This is a genomic window from Rhodoflexus caldus, assembly GCF_021206925.1.
In the GTDB taxonomy this organism is placed as follows: domain Bacteria; phylum Bacteroidota; class Bacteroidia; order Cytophagales; family Thermoflexibacteraceae; genus Rhodoflexus; species Rhodoflexus caldus.
In genome coordinates, this window is record NZ_JAJPRF010000002.1 from 24918 (window position 1) to 44630 (window position 19713).

At 46.3% G+C, this 19713-nt stretch carries 15 protein-coding genes; 12 read left to right on the forward strand and 3 right to left on the reverse strand.

From position 1 onward, the window contains the following. Positions 1-78 precede the first annotated feature (78 nt). The 7 genes from NDK19_RS16950 (at position 79) to cdd (ending at position 11350) form a co-directional block, all read left to right on the forward strand. Positions 79-1677, forward strand: a complete 1599-nt coding sequence (locus NDK19_RS16950; protein ID WP_250630222.1) for a type ISP restriction/modification enzyme — start codon at positions 79-81, stop codon at positions 1675-1677. Then, positions 1674-3713 (forward strand): NAD-dependent DNA ligase LigA, encoded by a 2040-nt coding sequence (gene ligA / locus NDK19_RS02310; RefSeq protein WP_250630223.1) that lies wholly within the window; start codon positions 1674-1676, stop codon positions 3711-3713. The genes NDK19_RS16950 and ligA overlap by 4 nt, the downstream gene beginning before the upstream one ends. A 66-nt stretch (positions 3714-3779) precedes the next feature. After that, entirely contained in the window at positions 3780-5069 is a 1290-nt protein-coding gene (locus tag NDK19_RS02315; protein ID WP_250630224.1) for a hypothetical protein, read from the forward strand. Then, a complete protein-coding gene (locus NDK19_RS02320) occupies positions 5053-6180 on the forward strand; it encodes a glycosyltransferase family 4 protein (protein ID WP_250630225.1) in 1128 nt (375 codons plus the stop codon). Before NDK19_RS02315 ends, NDK19_RS02320 begins: the two co-directional genes overlap by 17 nt. 108 nt (positions 6181-6288) lie before the next feature. After that, a complete protein-coding gene (locus NDK19_RS02325; RefSeq protein ID WP_250630226.1) occupies positions 6289-9345 on the forward strand; it encodes a SusC/RagA family TonB-linked outer membrane protein in 3057 nt (1018 codons plus the stop codon). A 39-nt stretch (positions 9346-9384) separates the two neighbouring features. After that, positions 9385-10737, forward strand: coding sequence for a RagB/SusD family nutrient uptake outer membrane protein (locus tag NDK19_RS02330; RefSeq protein ID WP_250630227.1), 1353 nt, complete (start codon positions 9385-9387; stop codon positions 10735-10737). Positions 10738-10864: 127 nt separating this feature from the next. After that, entirely contained in the window at positions 10865-11350 is a 486-nt protein-coding gene (cdd, locus tag NDK19_RS02335) for a cytidine deaminase (protein WP_250630228.1), read from the forward strand. A 9-nt stretch (positions 11351-11359) separates the two neighbouring features. Here cdd and NDK19_RS02340 read toward each other — a convergent pair whose 3' ends face one another. After that, positions 11360-11845: a GAF domain-containing protein gene (locus tag NDK19_RS02340; RefSeq protein ID WP_250630229.1), complete on the reverse strand. Its 486-nt coding sequence runs from the start codon at positions 11843-11845 to the stop codon at positions 11360-11362. A gap of 65 nt (positions 11846-11910) precedes the next feature. Between NDK19_RS02340 and NDK19_RS02345 the strand changes: the two genes are divergently transcribed. Beyond that, positions 11911-13092, forward strand: coding sequence for a trans-sulfuration enzyme family protein (locus NDK19_RS02345; protein ID WP_250630230.1), 1182 nt, complete (start codon positions 11911-11913; stop codon positions 13090-13092). Here NDK19_RS02345 and NDK19_RS02350 read toward each other — a convergent pair. After that, positions 13089-13946: a DUF3592 domain-containing protein gene (locus NDK19_RS02350; RefSeq protein WP_250630231.1), complete on the reverse strand. Its 858-nt coding sequence runs from the start codon at positions 13944-13946 to the stop codon at positions 13089-13091. The genes NDK19_RS02345 and NDK19_RS02350 overlap by 4 nt on opposite strands. Positions 13947-14071: 125 nt before the next feature. Next, positions 14072-15151, reverse strand: coding sequence for a TolB family protein (locus NDK19_RS02355; RefSeq protein WP_250630232.1), 1080 nt, complete (start codon positions 15149-15151; stop codon positions 14072-14074). A 75-nt stretch (positions 15152-15226) separates the two neighbouring features. Between NDK19_RS02355 and NDK19_RS02360 the strand changes: the two genes are divergently transcribed. The 4 genes from NDK19_RS02360 to NDK19_RS02375 all read left to right on the forward strand — a co-directional run bounded on the left by NDK19_RS02360 (position 15227) and on the right by NDK19_RS02375 (position 19713). Further along, on the forward strand, positions 15227-16144 hold the full coding sequence (locus NDK19_RS02360) for a cell division protein FtsX (protein ID WP_250630233.1): 918 nt from the start codon (positions 15227-15229) through the stop codon (positions 16142-16144). A 23-nt stretch (positions 16145-16167) separates the two neighbouring features. Beyond that, positions 16168-16380: a DUF3098 domain-containing protein gene (locus NDK19_RS02365; RefSeq protein WP_250630234.1), complete on the forward strand. Its 213-nt coding sequence runs from the start codon at positions 16168-16170 to the stop codon at positions 16378-16380. Beyond that, on the forward strand, positions 16377-17174 hold the full coding sequence (locus tag NDK19_RS02370; protein WP_250630235.1) for an undecaprenyl-diphosphate phosphatase: 798 nt from the start codon (positions 16377-16379) through the stop codon (positions 17172-17174). The genes NDK19_RS02365 and NDK19_RS02370 overlap by 4 nt, the downstream gene beginning before the upstream one ends. Positions 17175-17235: 61 nt before the next feature. Next, entirely contained in the window at positions 17236-19713 is a 2478-nt protein-coding gene (locus NDK19_RS02375) for a penicillin acylase family protein (RefSeq protein ID WP_250630236.1), read from the forward strand.

The following is a 19713-nucleotide window of genomic DNA, read 5'->3' on the forward strand; positions in this document are numbered from 1 at the left end:
AGGTATTTAAGTTAAACTTTATCCCTGAGGGCATCAGTCCTTGGGGATTTTTTATACAAAAACAACGTGTTTTTAACCGTGGATTTCAGGGATACGGCTTATTGGAGCAACGCCGATGCCGGCAAGCGGAAAAAATTCTTGTTTTTCCGTGAGATGCTGCGTGTCTGTTTGCACCCTTCGCTGACCAATCGCATGGCCGGTGATATTTTGCAGACCATGCAGGCAGCGTTGCATGACTTAGCAGCTACACCTTTGTTTGCAGATGCCGCTGATATTCTGACAACGGGAAACACCGCGCCTGCATCGCCAAAAGCGGTAAATGAACGCATAAAAGCTCCCTTTACATGCAGTTTGGCACAGGCACTTTTTGTAAACACTACGCCTTGGCAGGGAGCAGATGCCGCACCTGAAATCATCTGCACTTCGGTGCAGAACTATATGCAAGTAGCAGCACAACTGACGGCCACGGAGCAAACTAACGTCGGATTGGCTGATATAGCTGCCTCTCCGCTATTTCTTTACGAACTTACGCAACCCGATTTGTTTCGTCCAACGGCTGCTAATGAAGCGACGGTTCGTCGGGTAGCTGCAAAAAAATATCCCGTAATTGTTGCGGCACTGCCTTACAAGCGCCATTTGCCGATAAGCACTTATAGTGGCAAAGATTTTTTAGTGGCATGGTTGCAGGCTTTGGAACGCTTGCTGCTTCCCAAGGGGGCTATTTATTTGTCGGTAGGCGGAAACTTCCTTACAGGGCACAAATGGCAGTCTTTGCGACAATATCTAGTGAATAATTTTGACAGCATACGCGCTTTTCGTTTACCTGAAGCTGATGACTTGCTCACTATTGTTTTGCAACACGCAGGCAAGGTTCGTGAGTTTTTCACCAACAGGCAGGAGCCACCCGAGAAATTGCTTATTAATGCCGAAAGCAATTGGCTGGCAGCGTCCGAGTGCCCGTTTTTTGAAGGGATACCGCTTTCGGAGGCATTAGATGTTAAGTTTCGGATAGTTCAATCTGACAATCAACTACTTATAAAATTTGATGAGTTTCCGGAAGATGTTTCGGCAGCGATTACGGATACCGCCCGCGAGTACCTGAAACAGCATTACAAGTTTGAAGAACAGTACGAACAAGAGCGCGCCCTACTTGCTGAAACCGCACAAGAACTAACCGATACGGACGAGTTGCAGCAGTGCCGCGTACATCCTGAATTGGGGCAGGAGTTGCGCCGCTGGGTGCAGTGGGCTGAAAGTAAAGATGCTGTACAGTTTGTCAAAAAAATTGAAAAGCCTGATTTTGTATTGGCAAAACAATTTGCAAGTATTGCCCGTTTGTTCGGCGAAATTGAGCGGAAATTTGAGCGAATGGGAGAAAAGGCGGCATTGGATAAAGACAGTATGGCGATGCTTCGGCAGTGGTTTGAGCGGCAGGCGGCGGCTATTGCATCGGTCGGTGCCTTTTTTGACCGCCCCGATTTTGATGCTCCCTTGCGAAGCATCAGTAAAACCGATGTGTTTTACTATATTTTTGCCCTTGTACAATCTGAAGACTATTTAAGAAACTTTCGGCATGTGCTGCGCCATTCAGAGCCCCGCGTATATGCAACAAACGACTTTTGGACGTGGGTAGATGCAGGAGCCGAACAATGGAAACAATACCGTCAATCCATATGACAACAGAACAGGCACAAAAACGGATAGCGGAACTGTCCGAAAAGATACATTACTACAACCACCGCTATTACCATGACAGCGTGTCGGAGATTAGCGACTATGAATTTGACAAGTTGCTGGAAGAATTGGAAGCGTTGGAAAAGCAATATCCTGAATTTGCCTTGCCCGATTCGCCTACACAACGGGTAGGAGGTACCATAACGAAAGAATTTGTACAAGTCAGGCATAAATACCCAATGCTTTCGCTGGGCAATACGTACAGCGAAGGCGAACTGATTGATTTTGACCAGCGAGTGCGGAAACTACTTGGTAGTCAATCATTTGAATATGTTTGTGAACTGAAATGGGATGGGGTTGCCCTGAGCATGACTTATCGGGACGGGTTGTTGGTACAAGGCGTTACGCGTGGCGACGGCGAGCAAGGCGATGATATTACGGCCAATATCAAAACCATACGCACTTTGCCTCTGCGCGTGCAGGCAGACAAATTGCCAAAAGAATTTGAAGTGCGTGGCGAAGGATTTATGAGTAGGGAAGTTTTTGACAGCCTTAACGAGGAAATTGCCGAAGAGAACGAAAAACGGGAAAAAGAAGGCAAAAAGCTGTTGAATTATTTGGCAAATCCGCGTAATGCCGCATCGGGAACGCTGAAAATGCAGGATTCTGCCGTTGTTGCCAAACGCAAAATTAACGCATATATCTACGATTTACTGTGCGAAGAAAATCCGTTTGCCACACATACGGAATCATTGGATTATTTAAAAAAAATCGGGTTTCAGGTGTCTCCGCATTACCGCAAGTGCAGCAATTTGTCAGAAGTTTTTGCATTTATAAAAGAATGGGAAACCAAGCGTGAGCATTTGCCGGTAGATACGGACGGAGTAGTTATTAAAATTAACAGCTATGCTCAGCGAGAAGAGTTGGGTTTTACGGCTAAAAGTCCGCGTTGGGCAATTGCCTATAAATACAAGGCCGAAAGTGCCGCAACCGAACTGCTTTCCATTAGCTATCAGGTAGGCCGCACAGGAGCGGTTACGCCTGTTGCCAACTTGCGCCCCGTTAAGTTGGCGGGTACAACCGTTAAGCGTGCATCGCTGCATAATGCCAATGAAATCGCCCGTTTGGATTTGCACGAAGGAGATACCGTTTTCATAGAAAAAGGTGGTGAGATTATCCCCAAAATTACGGGGGTAGATATTGGCAAGCGCAAAATCGGTGCACCGCAAATACATTTTATCAAAAATTGTCCGGAATGCAATACGCCACTGGTGCGCAATCCCGGCGAAGCGGCTTTCTATTGCCCAAATGAAAAAGGCTGTCCACCACAATTAAAAGGCAAAATTGAACATTTCATTGGCAGAAAAGCCATGAATATTGACAGTATTGGCGGGAAAACGGTTGATTTGTTTTTTGAGAAAGGGATGATTCGCACGCCTGCCGATTTGTACCAACTTCGGCAGGAAGATATTTTGGCATTGGAAGGTTTCAAGGAACTGTCTTCGCAAAACATCATAAACGGTATAGAAGCATCTAAAAACCAACCGTTTAGCCGAGTACTCTTTGCTTTGGGTATTCGTTTTGTCGGTGAAACGGTGGCCGAAAAGTTGGCTGACTATTTCCGAAATATAGATGCCTTGGCTGCTGCCGACAAAGATACATTGATTAACGTGCCCGAAATTGGCGAGAAAATTGCCGACAGTATCATCGCATGGTTTTCCGATGCGGAAAATCGCGCCTATGTGGAGCGCCTGCGGGCAGCCGGTGTGCAGTTGGCTACCTCCGGCAGCCGCGAGATGTTGAGCGATAAATTGGCCGGTAAAACCTTTGTTATTTCGGGCGTGTTCAAAAAATACGAACGTGAAGCACTTAAAGAACTCATTACCCGACACGGTGGCAAAAATGTTGGTTCGGTATCTTCCAAAACCGATTTTCTGTTGGCCGGAGATGGTATGGGGCCTGCCAAATTGGAAAAAGCCGAAAAGTTGGGCGTAAAAATTATCAGTGAAGAAGACTTTGAGCAACTAATAGCGGGGTAGCGCATGTATTTTCATGATTTTATAAAGGGGCCTATTTACGGCTTATTGCTACTTATCGTTATGCTAATGGTCAGAAATAGGCTCGCTCCCAAGCATTTGCGCAATTTTTACCTGCCTGCACTCCTGTTCAAATTTTTGGGAGCGGTCTCTTTGGGGCTGATTTACTACTTCTACTACGGCGGCGGCGATACAGAATTGTATTATGAATTGGGCGTATTCATCAGCAGAAGTTTTTACGAAAACCCGTCGGCTTTTTTTAAGTTGATTTTCGGGCCTTTGCAATATGACCCCGAGACCTATCCGTACCTTGCTGTTAATATGTTTTACCATCGGGGCGATACGGATACTTACTTCTTGCTGCGTTTAGTCGGTGTGCTCAATGTACTAACGGGTGATTCTTATGTGGCAACGGCCTTGTTTTTTGCCACTTTTAGTTTTTTGGGTAGTTGGGCTTTCTATCTGGCGCTTGTTCATATTTACCCCGCATACTACCGTTCGCTGGCACTTGCCATTCTGTTCATTCCGTCGGTAATTTTTTGGGGGTCGGGTCTCATGAAAGACAGTGTAACATTTGGCGGAATGGGGCTTGTGGTCTATGGGTTTTATTTTGGTATTATCCGCCGCGAAAAAATGGTTAGAAATCTGCTGATTGGCGGTTTAGGCTTGTTTTTAGTTGTTTCCATCAAAATTTACATTGTTTATTGCCTGATTCCCGCGCTCATGCTTTGGTGGTTTTTGCGCTTTCGCGACAGTATGCGTTCCGGATTTGCGAAAACAGTTTCAGTACCCTTCTTAATTGTATCAGGCAGTTTTTTGAGCTTTTTTGCCATTGTTAAGCTGACCAGCGACACGGCTTACAGAGTAGATAACCTCGCCAACAAAGCAAGCGTAACGGCTACCTATCTGTATCAACAAGCAGAAGGGCAGGGGTCTGCCTATGAAATTCCGCAGTTTGACGGCTCGTTGAGCGGCTTGCTGAGTTATGCGCCCCAAGGCATCATTGTAACCCTTTTTCGCCCGTATTTGTGGGAAGCTAAAAGCCCCGTGCAACTGATAGCCGCTTTGGAAGGTGCTTTGTTCATTTTTCTTACGGTAAGGGTTTTTTATAAAATCAGGCTTACGAAAATTGCTACCACTATTTTTGTAGAGCACTTTGTATTTGCTGCTTTGGTATTTTCTGTTGGTTTTGCTTTGGCAGTAGGGCTGACTTCCGGTAATTTCGGCACCTTAGTGCGCTATAAAATTCCTATGATGCCTTTTTATCTCTCCGCTTTGATGATTATTTTGGAAAAAAACAAGAAAAGAAAGCGGGATTTTCCCGGAACGATATTTAAATCGCATGGAAAGGTCGCCTAAAATACTTTTTGCGGTCAATCATCGGCTTGGGCGCTCGCCCGGGCAGCGGTTTCGCTTTGAGCAATATTTGCAGATATTATCGGAGGCAGGTTTCAGTTATGATATTTCTCCGCTGCTGCCAACACCGCAAGATGATGCTGTTTTCTATGCTGCAGGCAATTATATAGGTAAGTTGCGCATTATGCTGAATAGCTTATGGATTCGTCTGCGTGATTTGTGGCGTATCAAGCAATATGACATTGTTTTTTTATATCGCGAGGCACACTTTACACGCCTGACAATTTTTGAAAAGCTATTTAAGTGGTCAGGTGTGAAAATGATTGTTGATTTTGATGATGCCATATGGCTTCCGGTTATTTCGGAAGGGAATAAAATGCTTGCATGGTTAAAGAATGCAAGAAAAATTGATGAAATTATTCGCCGAAGTGATTTGGTTATTGTCGGCAATACTTATCTGGCTGCTTATGCACGCCAGTTTAATTCGCATGTGGCGGTTGTTCCCACAACTTTAGATACAACGGTTTTTTACCCCGAAAATCCGCGCTTTGCGCGGACAAGAGCTATGTGTAAAAAAGATAATCAGGCAGTTGTTATCGGCTGGACAGGCAGTTTCAGCACGATTGAACATTTTGAGTACGGTATTCCGGCATTGCTGGAAATCAAAAAAAAGTATGCTGAAAAGGTGCGTTTTAAGCTCATTGGCGACAGCCGCTACAAACATGCAGCGCTTAACATACAAGGTGTGGCATGGCATCCCGATACAGAGTTGGAAGAACTGGGCGAGATAGACATCGGTATTATGCCTTTGCCCGATAATGAGTGGACACGCGGCAAATGTGGTTTCAAGGGACTTACCTATATGAGCCTTGCCATTCCTGCCGTTCTTGCACCTGTGGGGATTAACAAGGATATCATTCGCGATGGTGAAAACGGATTTTTGGCGGCTACTACCGATGAATGGGTGGAAAAACTTTCATTATTGGTGGAAAATGAAGCACTCAGGAAGCGAATTGGTGAAGCCGGTAAGCAAACCGTGTGGGAATTTTATTCGCAAAAGTCTCAGAAAGAGCGTTATGTGCAGTTATTTGAAAATCTGTTGAGCCGACAATAAAGTATTATTGCTGTCGGCTGTAAGAAAATTTGCCTGTTTTTTTTCATTATTAATTTCCGTCTCTTTACCTTGTGAAACCGATTATTTTTCAAATTAATGTTTTCACAAATGAAAAGAGCAGTACTTTTTGGCTTGTGTACGCTATTCTTAGCGTTGGCCGCATTTGCACAGGACAGGCAAATCAGCGGAACTGTTACAGACGGTGTAGAAAAAGTGCCCCTCCCGGGTGTGTCCATCCTGATTAAGGGGACAAGTTCGGGTACATCAACCGATGCAGAGGGAAAGTTTCGGATTAATGTACCCGCCAATGCTCAGGTGTTGGTTTTCAGTTTTGTGGGGTATGTGTCTCAGGAGGTAGAAATCGGTAATCGCACTACCATTGACATTGCGTTGCAGCCCGATACCAAAACTTTACAGGAAGTGGTGGTAACGGGTTACGGTCAGCAAATTAAGCGTGAGGTTACAGGTAACATTGCCAAGGTGGGCAGTGGCGATATCAAAGATATGCCTGTGCCTACGTTCGACAATGCCTTGCAAGGAAAAGCTGCCGGTGTAGTAGTAAACGCAGGCGGCGGTAAGTTGGGGCAGGGTATCCAGATTCGCGTGCGGGGGCAGTCATCTGTTTCTGCTTCTAACGAGCCACTGTATGTGATTGACGGCATTCCCGTAACTACTGCCGACTTGGGTTCTTTTGGCGGTGCAACTAACCCGCTGGCCGACATTAACCCACAGGATATTGAATCAATTGAGATTCTCAAAGATGCCTCTTCCGCCGCCATTTTCGGTTCGCGTGCGGCTAACGGGGTAGTTTTGGTTACGACCAAGCGCGGAAAAGCCGGTAAAACCAATATCAATTTTGGCGTACAATTCGGTAACAGCAAGCCCAGCCGCAAAGTCCGTTTCCTCAATGCACAGGAGTACCGCGATTTTTATCTGATGGCGGCTGCCAACTCCGACCGAATAGACGGTATTCCGGTAAACGACCCGGACTCTTACACCTCTTACATAAAAGATTTTATTGCTTTCAACAGCTTAGGGACAAATGCCGATACAGACTGGGGCTCGCTTGCATTCCAAGATGCGCCGTTGAGCCAGTATGACCTGAACATGAACGGCGGCAGCGATAAGACCTCTTTTTATGTTTCCGGTCAGTTGTTAGACCAGAAAGGCATCCTGATAGGCAACGGATTACAGCGCATGTCGGGGCGTATCAATTTAGAGCACCGAATGTCAAACAAATTTACTTTGGGGGCTAATATGGGCTTGACTCGCACTTTGAACAACCGCATTTCAGGCGACCGCCAGTTTGATAACCCCATGCAGATGGTGGCTATTCCTTCTATTACGCCGCGCATAGACCCTACTACCAACCTGCCGATTGGTACTCCTCCCGGCGACATCAGCCTTCCGGTATATTACAACCCGTTGATTAATGTGGGTAATGCGTATTATAATACAACGGTTTACCGCAATATCAGCACCATTTTCGGGCAGTTGGAGATTTTGAAAGGGCTGACTTTCCGTTCAGAATTTGGCGTGGATATTCTCAACCAGCAGGAAGAACTTTATTACAACAGCAAAACTCAGCGGAACTTTGGTGCGCCGCTTGGCTTGGGTCAGAATCTTTACACCCGCGTTGAGAATTACAACACCAACAACTTCTTTACCTTTGATAAAACTTTCGGCAATCATGGTCTGAATGTGGTAGGAGGTATGTCTTATCAACAATCGCAGCAAAAAAGCAACTTCATTGAAGGCCGCGATTTTCCTTCCGATGCTTATCGCATGATAGTAAGTGCTGCCCGTAAAACAGACGGCAGTTCTTCCGAAACCAATTTCCGTTTCTTATCCTACTTCCTGCGTGCCAACTACAAGTTTAAGGAGCGCTACCTGCTCGGTCTGAGCGCGCGCGTGGACGGTTCCAGCCGATTCGGTAACGAGAGTAAGTACGGCTTCTTCCCTGCGGCTTCTGCGGGCTGGATTATTTCGGAGGAAAACTTCCTGAAAGACAACGATATTGTATCGTTTATGAAGTTGCGTGCCAGCTTCGGGCGCACGGGTAACGCTGAAATTGGCAACTTTCCTGCGCGTGGCTTATTTGCCGGAGCAGGCTATGCAGGCAATCCGGGGCAAGCGCCTACACAATTGGGCAACCCTAACCTAAGTTGGGAAACCACCGACCAGTGGGATGTGGGTATAGATTTTGGCATTCTGAACAACCGCATCAGTGGCGAAATTGACTATTACCAGAAAAATACTACCGGTTTGCTGCTCAATGTAAACGTTCCGGGAACGACCGGTTTTACTACACAGGTGCGTAACGTAGGTGCGATGTCAAACAAAGGGGTAGAAATTGTCATCAATACCGACAATTTGGTAGGCGATTTTAAATGGAAGACAAGTTTTAATGCCGCGCGTAACATCAACACCGTTACCAACCTCGACGGACAAATTATTGAAGCGGGTTTGAACAACATGAGCCGTGCAGTAGAAGGACAGCCTCTGGGGGTTTTCTTTACGGCTGAATATGCAGGTGTAAATCCTGAAAATGGCGATGCTTTATGGTATCGCAACCGCGTACTGCCCGACGGAACACTTGACCGCAGCACGACCAACCGCTACAACGAAGCCCAGCGGGTAGTTATTGGCAGCCCATTGCCAAAGTGGACAGGCGGTATTACCAATACTTTCAGCTATAAGGGCTTTGACCTGAGCATATTCTTTAATGCGCAACTTGGCCAAAAAATCAACTTCTATGGTGCAGGCCGATTCTCATCTGCCAACGGTCGCTTTGAAGACAACCAAACTGCCGACCAGTTGAATGCATGGACGCCGCAAAACCGCAATACCGATATTCCCGAAGCACGTCTGTTCTTCAACAACGGTGCACAACCTTCCAGCCGCTTTATTTATGACGGCTCATTTGTCAGACTGCGCAATGTTACACTTTCTTACAATGTTCCTAAGAATTATGTAAACAAGTTGAAGATGACAAGCGCCCGCATATTTTTTACCGGACAAAACCTTGCAACTTTTACCAAATACAAAGGTTGGGACCCGGAAGTAAATGCGGATGATATTGTGAGCAACATCGCACAAGGCTACGACTTCTACACTGCGCCGCAACCGCGCACTATCACTTTCGGAGTTAATGTAGGATTCTAAGCAAGAGGGAGTTTTTCACGTTTTTAAAAGATTATTCCAATGGAAATCAGAAATATTTATAAAAGTGTTTTTGTCGCCGCCCTTACCATGCTTTCTGTTAGTTGCGGCAACAGGCTCAATGTAGAGCCGACTCAAAGCATCGATGAAACCACTGCTTTGAGCGATGACCAGTCAGTTAAAGTAACCTTAACGGGGGCTTATGACGGCTTGTCGGGAGTCAATGTGTACGGCGGTGCTATTCAATATACGGGAGAACTGCTTGGCGATGACCGCGAAGTTGTTTTTGGTGGTACATTCACCACCTTAGACGAACTTTGGCGGAAATCTATTACCACAACTAACGGCGTAGTTACTAGTATCTGGACTAACTCTTACAACACGATAAACCGTGCCAATAACGTTCTCTCGGCGCTTGAAAAAGTCAATCAACAAGACCGCGCGCGTGTAGAGGGTGAGGCTTTGTTTATCAGAGGCTCGTTGCTGTTTGAACTGGTGCGCCTGTTTGGCAAAACATGGGGGGACGGAAATAATGCTACCAACCTTGGCGTGCCTATTGTGCTGACTCCTACGCGAACCGTTACAGAGGCTGATTTTCGCGCGCGCAATACTGTAGAGCAGGTATATGCACAAGTAATTGCAGACCTGACCAAAGCAGAGCAACAGTTGCCGCTTGCCAACGGCATTTTTGCTACCAAAGGCGCAGCGGCGGCCATGCTTTCGCGTGTGTACCTGATGCAGGGGCGCTATGCGGAAGCTCGCGATGCGGCTAACCGCGTAATCACTTCGGGGCGTTATGCCATGGCACGCAACTTTGCAGATGTATTTACCGAAAGTTCCGGCGACTATGCTCGCGAGCACATCTTCCGAATTGTTATTACCGACCAAGACGGTGTAAATGCGATGAATACCTATTATGCTTCAGCAGCATTTCAAGGGCGCGGCGATATTCGGGTACAAACCAAGCACCTCGATTTATATACGCCGGGCGATGTGCGTAAAGACTTTTTCTATCGCACGGGTGTAAACACATTTACATCCAAGCACCGCGATTTATATGGCGATGTTCCGGTGGTGCGCATTACGGAAATGTTCCTGACCCGTGCCGAGTGCAATTTCCGATTGGGGCAGCAAGTGGGCGCCTCTCCCGTTGCCGATATCAACGCAGTTCGTCAGCGTGCAGGGCTTCCGCCACTTACAACTGTTACATTGAACGACATTTTGCGGGAGCGTAAATTGGAACTGGCATTTGAAGGCCATCAAATTCACGATTTGAAGCGCAACCGACTGCCTGTTAATGCCAATTTTAACTTCAACTCCAATGCATTGGTACTGCCTATTCCACAGCGTGAAATAGACACCAATAAAAACTTAGTGCAGAATCCCGGTTATTAATCGGTTGGATGCGTGTTTTTACCACTGCCGATAGCCTCCTTTAGCTGTCGGCAGTTTTATTTTTTAACCATACAGTTTGTATTGCATCTGTTTTGGCCTAATTTGTATGCCCTTTTTTGAAAAAAATATGGCAAAAACAATTCAACTGAATATTAGCTTACAGGCATATGGCAGCATAGAAGAATTACCGGCGGCCGAGCGCCATTTATTGGAGGAAGCTCGGCGTGCAACTGAAAAGGCTTATGCTCCCTACTCCAACTTTTACGTAGGCGCGGCGCTGCTTACTGCCGACGGCGAGATTATCAGGGGTACCAATCAGGAAAATGCCGCGTACCCTTCGGGTTTGTGCGCAGAACGGACAGCCTTGTTTGCTGCCGGCGCAAATAACCCTGATTTACAGGTGAAGATGCTTGCCGTAACTGCCCGCCGCAAAGGCGAAGCGCACTACACGGCTGCAAACCCTTGCGGAGCGTGCAGGCAGGTAATGGCAGAGTATGAAGACAAACAAAAAAGCCCTATCCGTATTATCATGGAAGGGCAAAACGGTGAAATATGGGTAGCCGAAGGCATTAATGTGTTGTTGCCTTTCCGCTTTAGTAAGGAAAACCTCTAATTTGGCCGATTACATGAGCCGCTCGGCAATCCATTGCGCCAACTCCTCGAGATATTGGCGGTCGGTTTCATCGTAGTCATTCAGTTCGGTGCTGTCCACATCCAGTACCATTTGTACTACACCGTTTTTGATGACAGGTACAACAATTTCTGATTTGGACAATGAACTACATGCAATATGCCCCGGAAATTGTTCCACGTCAGGAACAATGACGGTTTGCGCCTGTTGCCATGTGTAGCCGCATACGCCCTTGCCAAAAGGAATGCGCGTGCAGGCAATAGGCCCTTGGAAAGGCCCCAGAACCAATTGATTGTCTTTAACCAAATAGAATCCGACCCAAAAGAAGTCCATGCCTTGTTTCAGTGCCGCTGCAATATTTGCCAGATTGGCAGTCAAGTCCGATTCTGTTTCGGTCAGCGCCTTAATTTGCGGCAGGAGCGCAGCGTATTTTTCAGCCTTGCCCAGCGAGGTGTCTATAATCAGTGTTTCAGCCATGATGCAAAATTAGGAACAAGTCCGGTGTTTACTTCAAAAATACGCCTGAGTTGCTAACTTGCGACATGGAAAATCAGAACCGCCATTTTGAGACGCTGGCCATTCGCACACAGGCCGAACAATCCGATTTCAGAGAGCACTCAGTGCCCTTGTATCTTACTTCAAGTTTCACGTTTGAAGATGCCGAACAGGCGCGGGCACTATTTGCCGATGAGATACCGGGCAATATTTACACCCGTTTTTCCAATCCGAACAATACAGAACTGATTGAAAAACTGTGCCTGCTGGAAGGTACGGAAGATGGTATCGCCACTGCTTCGGGCATGGCAGCCATGTTTACCAGTATGGCGGCATTGCTGCGTGCAGGCGACCACATAGTGGCTTCCCGTTCGGTTTTCGGCTCCACCCATCAGATTCTGACGCAAATTCTGCCGCGATGGGGGATTACTCATACTTACGCCGATTTAGACCGACCCGAAAGTTTTGAGGCAGCCATACAGCCACATACAAAGATGATTTTTGTAGAAACGCCGTCTAATCCTGCATTAGATTTAATTGATTTGGAGTGGTTAGGAAAATTAGCCGATAAGCGCAATATTATTCTCAATGTGGATAACTGTTTTGCCACACCTTACCTGCAAAATCCTGCCCGATACGGCGCACATTTGGTAACGCACTCGGCCACTAAGTTTATTGATGGGCAAGGGCGCGTTATCGGTGGTGCTATTTTGGGCAAAAAAGAACTGATTAAAGAAATCCGATTTTTTGCCCGACACACAGGCCCTTCCATGTCGCCGTTTAATGCGTGGGTACTTTCCAAAAGTTTGGAAACGCTGGCAGTACGCATGGAACGCCACTGTGCCAATGCTCATGCACTTGCTGAAAAACTACTTGGCAATCAGGAAGTTGAATGGGTGAAATATCCTTTTTTGCCTACCCATCCGCAATATGAACTTGCCAAAAAACAAATGCGCATGGGTGGCGGTATGGTTACTTTTGAATTGAAAGGAGGTATTAAGCGCGCCCGAAGATTCATGGATAATCTGCAAATGCTGTCGCTGACCTCCAATTTGGGCGATACACGCACCATTGCCACGCACCCTGCCACGACTACGCACTCCAAACTGAAAGAAGAAGAGCGCACCGCCGTAGGAATTACCCCCGGGCTGATAAGGGTTTCGGTAGGATTGGAGCATATTGATGACATCTGGCGTGATATAGCACAAGCCATTGCACATTCTGTTTAAAAAAATTTGAAGAAAGCGATAATGCTATTAACCGCAATAGCCAATACAACGGGCAAGAGGTAGGCATATCCTTTTGCCCGCCATTTCCATTGGCCTTCCTCGTTCAGGTAGGGTTTGCCGGGTAAGTTATCAAGCACAAGCGCTTTCGCCGGCTCCTGCGGGTTGTAAATAACGGCTTCTTGCGGGTCATCCATCAGGTCGTCTATCTGGTGCGACAGTGCAAATACATAATGGCTGTCGCCTCTGTCGTCTTCAAAACAGAATCGGAGTTTATAGACCTGTGCGTCATTGACAATCATATTGGTTTTTTCTTTGTCCACATAGTCGGCATAGGTGAGGATGCCGTTGCGCAGCAGGCTGATTGTTTTAGGCACGTGTTTAACCGACAAGTAAATAAACAGCAGGCCGAGCATTGGAAATATCATCACAATAATGGTAACCCACCACGGTGTTATGGCCTCGTTAAATCCTTCTATGCGCGAGTGCTCGGGGCTGTCGGCCGAAAATTCTACTGTTACGCTTTGTTCGGGCATCGCCGTTTTTTCTATAGAATAAGAAGTTCCCAGATACTTTTTTCCCTGATAATCAAAGGTATACAGCCATCTGACCACCGATTCTTCATCAATGCTCCAATTGGTGTATTCGGTTTTGAGGACTTTGCCTTCTGCTTTTTCAAGCTCGCCCATGAAGCGATGGAAAGTAAAAAGATTGCTTTCAAGCCCCAGCAGCAGGAAAAAAATCATTCCTACACCAAAAAAAATCCAGCCAATCATGCTGAAAACGTTATTGAAAGTAACTTGCAGTATTAGCGGAAACGGAACGCTGCGCGGAGGCTCCTGAAACTTGGTGCGCATATGGGATGACGGCTAACAATACATCAATATACAAAAAGTTCTACGGATAATCCAAAATATAAACCCGACGAATTTTCGGGGTTCGTCGGGTTTTAAGATAGCGGACACAACGGTTTTGTCGGTATTTAATCAACCCAGTCTGCGATGAACAAGTTGGTGTCTTTGGTACCTTTATTGTTGCGATTGCTGCTGAAAATCAGTTTTTTGCCATCGGGAGAGAACATCGGGAACGAGTCAAACACTCCGTCGTATGTAACTTGTTCCATATTACCTGTTTCAAGGTCAACCATGTAGATGTTGAACTGAAACCCCCTTGCCGATGCGTGGTTAGAGCTGAATAAAATCTTTTTGCCCGACGGATGGAAAAACGGCGCCCAGTTGGCTTTCCCCAAATTGGTAATTTGTTTCAAATTGGAGCCGTCGGCATCGCAAATGAAAATTTCCATTTCTGTGGGTTGCACCAAACCTTTTTTAAGCAGGTCTTTGTATTCTTTAATCTGTTCGGGCGTTTTAGGTCTGGAAGCGCGGAACACAATTTTTGAACCGTCGGGCGAGAAAAATGCACCGCCGTCGTAGCCCAAATCTTTGGTAATGCGTTTTTGGTTGCTGCCGTCTATGTTCATTACCCACAGTTCCAAGTCGCCGGAGCGCATGGAAGTAAAAACAATTTTATCGCCTTTGGGTGAAACGGTTGCCTCTGCATCATAACCTTTGTGTTTGGTCAGCTTTTTTTTGATGTTCCCTTTCAGGTCGGCAACAAAAATGTCATAGTCGGGGTGAATTTGCCAAACATATTTACCACCTTCTCGCGACGGGGCAATAGGGCAGGCCATGCCTCCTAAATGTGTGGACGCATATAAGATGGTGGTATCGCCCGGCATGAAGTAGGAACAGGTCGTGCGCCCGTGCGAAGTGCTGACCATCTGCGGGCGACCTTTGGACATATCTCCCTCTCTGAGGTCAAAGTAGAAAATCTGGTCGCATTCCAAGCCCCAGACTTTGTAGTTAGACTGGAATACGATTTTTTGTCCGTCAAAGCTGAAATAAGCCTCTGCGTTATCGCCCCCAAAAGTAAGTTGGCGAATGTTGCGCAAGTGTTTTTCCTGCGGATAGCGAAGGCTGTCGGCATTTTTTTCCTGTGCGTAAGCATTGATGCTCAAAGAGCCGACCAATGCTCCGGCAATAGCTGTTTTGAAAAATTTCATCCAATAATTGTTTATCATTAGCCTACAAAGTTATTTTTGTTCAAAACTTACCCCTAAACTCACTTACAACGCAAAATGGCAAAGCCAAATACGAAACAAACCTCTGACAGCAACATCTCTTCGCGAGTCGGAACCTACCAAAGCCGCAACATTATTGTCAGCATAACTGCTGCCTTGTTGCTTATTGGCGCGTTTACCCTATTTGCATTGCATACGAACAGGTTTACAAAAGTAATACAGTCTAGCATAGAAATTCAGATAATGCTTGAAAATGGCTTGGACAGCAAAGACAGCCTGCGCATTGTGAATTTCTTGGCATCTCAACCGTTTATTTTGAAAGTAAACGGCCGGCCTAAAATCAGGTATGAGTCTAAAGAGGAAGCCCTGAAAAGGCTTTCAGAGGAACTGAAAGAAGATATTTTGAGTAACGCACTTGAAAATCCTCTTCGTAACTCATTCATTATCAATATATTACCTGCTTATCATAAAAGCGATAAACTCGCCCGCATCAAGGAGCAACTCAATCGCGAACCCGGTATTTTTGGCGTATCCTATGCGGAAGACGTTATGGATAAAATTGACAGAAATATTCGCATCATTGGGCTTGTTGTATTTGTACTTGTCACACTGTTGATTGTATTGACAGGTTTTTTTGTACATACTGCCATCAAACTTGCGCTTTATTCACAACGGTTTATTATCAGAAGTATGCAGTTGGTGGGTGCGTCCGATAATTTTATTAAAAAACCTTTTGTTGCGCGTGCAGGACTCTACGGGATGTTGAGCGGAATTATCGCTTCCGTATTACTTACAGGCGGTTTGTTTTGGTTATACGACGTACTGCCGGAATTTAAACAAGTACAAGAATGGTCTTCTACTTTGTTAATATTCTTATCTTTGCTGCTCACAGGCGCATTTATTGCGGCGTTGAGTGCTTTCTTTGCCGTTAATAAATACTTGAACCGTTCGCTTGACGAACTGTACCGTCGTTAGTTAAACTATTGAAAATCAAATATATGCAAAACAAAAAAGGCTTTCCTTTTGCCAAACAAAATTATGTGCTGATGTTGGTCGGCGTTGGGGTCGTAATGCTGGGCTTCCTGCTGATGGCATTAGACAGCGAAGAGTTTGGTTTTGGCATACTCGGGCTAACCATCGGGCCTGTTACGGTTTTGGCAGGCTTCGTAGTCGGTTTTTTTGCTATTATGATGAAACCTAAGTCTGAATGAGCGTTTGGGAAGCCATCCTTTTAGGGATTATTCAAGGATTAACGGAGTTTTTGCCGGTTAGCAGCAGCGGCCACATTGAGCTTGGGAAATTCTTTCTGGGAGCACAATTAGAAGAAAACCTGTTGTTTTCCATCGTTGTCCATGCGGCCACTGCATTGAGTACGGTGGTCGTATTCCGCAAAGAAATCGGCAGACTCTTAGCCGGTCTTTTAGAGTTTCGTCGGAATGAAGCATCGGAGTTTGCTGCCAAAATCCTTGTTTCCATGATTCCCGTCGGATTTGTCGGGGTGCTCTTTAAAAAGCAAATAGAATCTTTTTTTGAGGGGCAGATTACGCTGGTGGCATCTATGCTGCTCTGTACAGGTTTGCTGCTTTTGTTTGCCCATTACGCTCGCCCGCAACAGGGCACGGAAGTATCTTTCGGCAAAGCCTTCCTGATAGGTGTTGCGCAGGCAATCGCCATTTTACCGGGTATCTCGCGCTCAGGTTCAACCATTGCGGCGGCGCTACTGCTGGGTGTCAAACGCGAATATGCCGCTCCATTCTCCTTTTTGATGGTCTTACCGCCTATTTTTGGAGCTACTTTGTTGGAAGTGAAAGACTATCTGGAAGTAACAGACCCTGAAAAAGTACCTGTGACTGCTTTGGTCGGTGGTTTTTTGGCGGCCTTTTTGGTTGGTATGTTTGCTTGCAGCGCGATGATTCGCTTGGTGCGCAACAGTCGCTTGCTGTACTTTGCTATTTACTGCCTCTTGGTGGGGGCAGGTGTTTTGGCCTACTTGTTTACTCGCTGATTTATTTCGGATTGACAATTTGAGGTAGTAACTTTTGGGCGTTTTAACCCTTTCACATGAAATGAAAACGCTGAAAAGACTACTACTTGGTTTGTTATTGCTGATTGTAATTGCCGTTGCGGCATTGTACGGATGGTTGTTGAGTACTCGCCCCAAAATGAGCGGTTCGTTAGACCTTACCGCTTTGCAAGATTCGGTAGAGGTTCAGTTTGATGAGTTTGGCATTCCGCACATTTTTGCCAAAAACGAACCCGATGCCTACTACGCGCTGGGCTACGTTCATGCACAGGAACGGCTGTTTCAAATGGAAATGCTTCGCCGACTGGCAGCAGGCCGTTTGGCTGAAATTCTTGGCCCCGATTTGGTAGAAACCGACCGATTTTTCCGTACCATTGGTTTGGCAGAGGTCGCCAAGAAAAACGCACAGGCTCATTTTGCTACCATAGATAAGCCATGGAAAAAAGCTGCGCTTGCCTATCTGCAAGGCGTTAATGATTTTATTGACAAAGGCAGCACACCGCCGGAATTTGTATTGCTGGGTATTGAAAAGGAAAACTACACGCCTGAAGATTTTTACTTGGTCAATGGCTATATGACTTTCAGTTTTGCGCAGGCTTTCCGTACCGACCCCTTGCTGGATAAAATGTATCGCAAACTGGGCGAAGATTACCTCAAAGATTTTTCCCTGAATTTTGATACGACCGTTACCAAAATCCCTGTTTATTTGCCTGAAAATGAGGCGGCTCCAAAGGCTTCGCAAGTTAATGTTACGGGTCGGTTTCCCTCAGACCATCCGCAGGTAAAAACTGCTGATGAGGTGTTGTTGAAGGTTGCGCAGTTGGTTAATCAAATTGACGACCGATTCCCCTTATTGCAAGGCAGCAATGGCTGGGTAATAGCGCCTTCCCGCTCCAAAAGCGGCAAGGTAATTTTGGCCAATGATACGCATATCGGCTATGCGCAGCCTTCGGTTTGGTTTGAGGCACACATCAGCTACCCCGGGCTGAATTTTTACGGCAACTACTTGGCCGGCTTTCCTTTTGCGGTGCTGGGGCATTCGCCCGATGTCGGCTGGGGGCTGACCATGTTTGAAAATGACGACATTGATTTTTACCGCCTTAAAGCAGTTGGTAATCAGCAAGTTCAGATAGACGGCAAAGCACAGGACTTGCAGGTGCGCAAGGAAACCATCCGCGTAAAAGGCGGCAACTCCATTGATTTTGAGGTAAAAACAAGCCCCTTTGGTGTCATCCTGAACGATGTGCTGAAACCAATCAATGATGGATTAAACTATGTCAGCCAAGCAAATGAAGCCCCGGTGGCTATGTGGTGGACGCTGCACGAGTTTCCGACCAATAGTTTGGAAGCGGTTTATATCCTGACCCGTGCCAAAAATTTACAGGAAGCAAGGGTAGGGGCTGCTATGTTAGACGTACCCGGCCTGAACGTCATGTTCGGTGATGCAGCAGGCAACATTGCTTGGTGGGCAACAGGCAAACTGCCCAAGCGCAACCCTGCCGTGCGCCCCGAGTTTATTTTGGACGGCACAACCCTGCAATCGTTGCCACAGGGGTATCACCCGTTTGAAGAAAATCCGCAAAGTATCAACCCTCCTTCGGGTTTTGTCTATTCTGCCAACAATCAGCCCGATGCCGTAAAAGGCTATTTGCAGCCCGGCTATTATTTGGCGAATGACCGCGCCGACTATATCACGGCCTATCTGAACAATGACCGAAAATGGAGCGCAGAGGAAATTGCACAAATGGCGCTTGATGTGAAATCAGGACAGGCTGTGAAAAATATTGCATTGATAGCCGGTGAATTAAAAGGTACGCTGTCGGCTGATGAGCAAAAAGCACTTGACCTGTTGAAGGCATGGGACGGCAACCATACCTTAGAAGCAACAGCCCCCGTTATCTATTACAAGTTGATGCACCACCTGAACGTTGGCATTTTTGAAGATGAAATCGGAGCAGAAGACCTGAAAATTCTGGTTTATACGCATGTATTTTACAGAAGTTTTGCAAAAATTCTTGCCAATACGGAATCTAAATGGTGGGACAAGGTCAATACACCCGAAAAAGAAACGCGTTTGCAAATTATTGCAGCAGCCTTGAAGCAAGCCGTAGCCGATTTGGTACAACAATTTGGCACTAATGATATGACACAATGGCAATGGGGCAAAGTGCATACCATTGAACATGTGCACCCGATTGGCCGCCGCAAACCTTTTGACCGCATTTTTAATGTGGGGCCATTGCCTGTGATGGGCGGTAAGGAAGTCATCAATAATATTTCGTTCACTGTAACGGGCAGCGGTTTGTATCCTGCCTCGTTCGGCCCTGCCATGCGCCGCGTGATTGACTTTGCCGAGCCCTTGCGTTCCAAAAGCGTGTTACCTACGGGCGAGTCCGGGCATTTTATGAGCAAGCATTACGACGACCAAGCCGTTATGTATAACACCGGGCAATACCGTTTTCAGCGAATGGATAAAGCCGATATTGAGGCAAATAGCATTGGCAAATTGCTCTTGTATTAA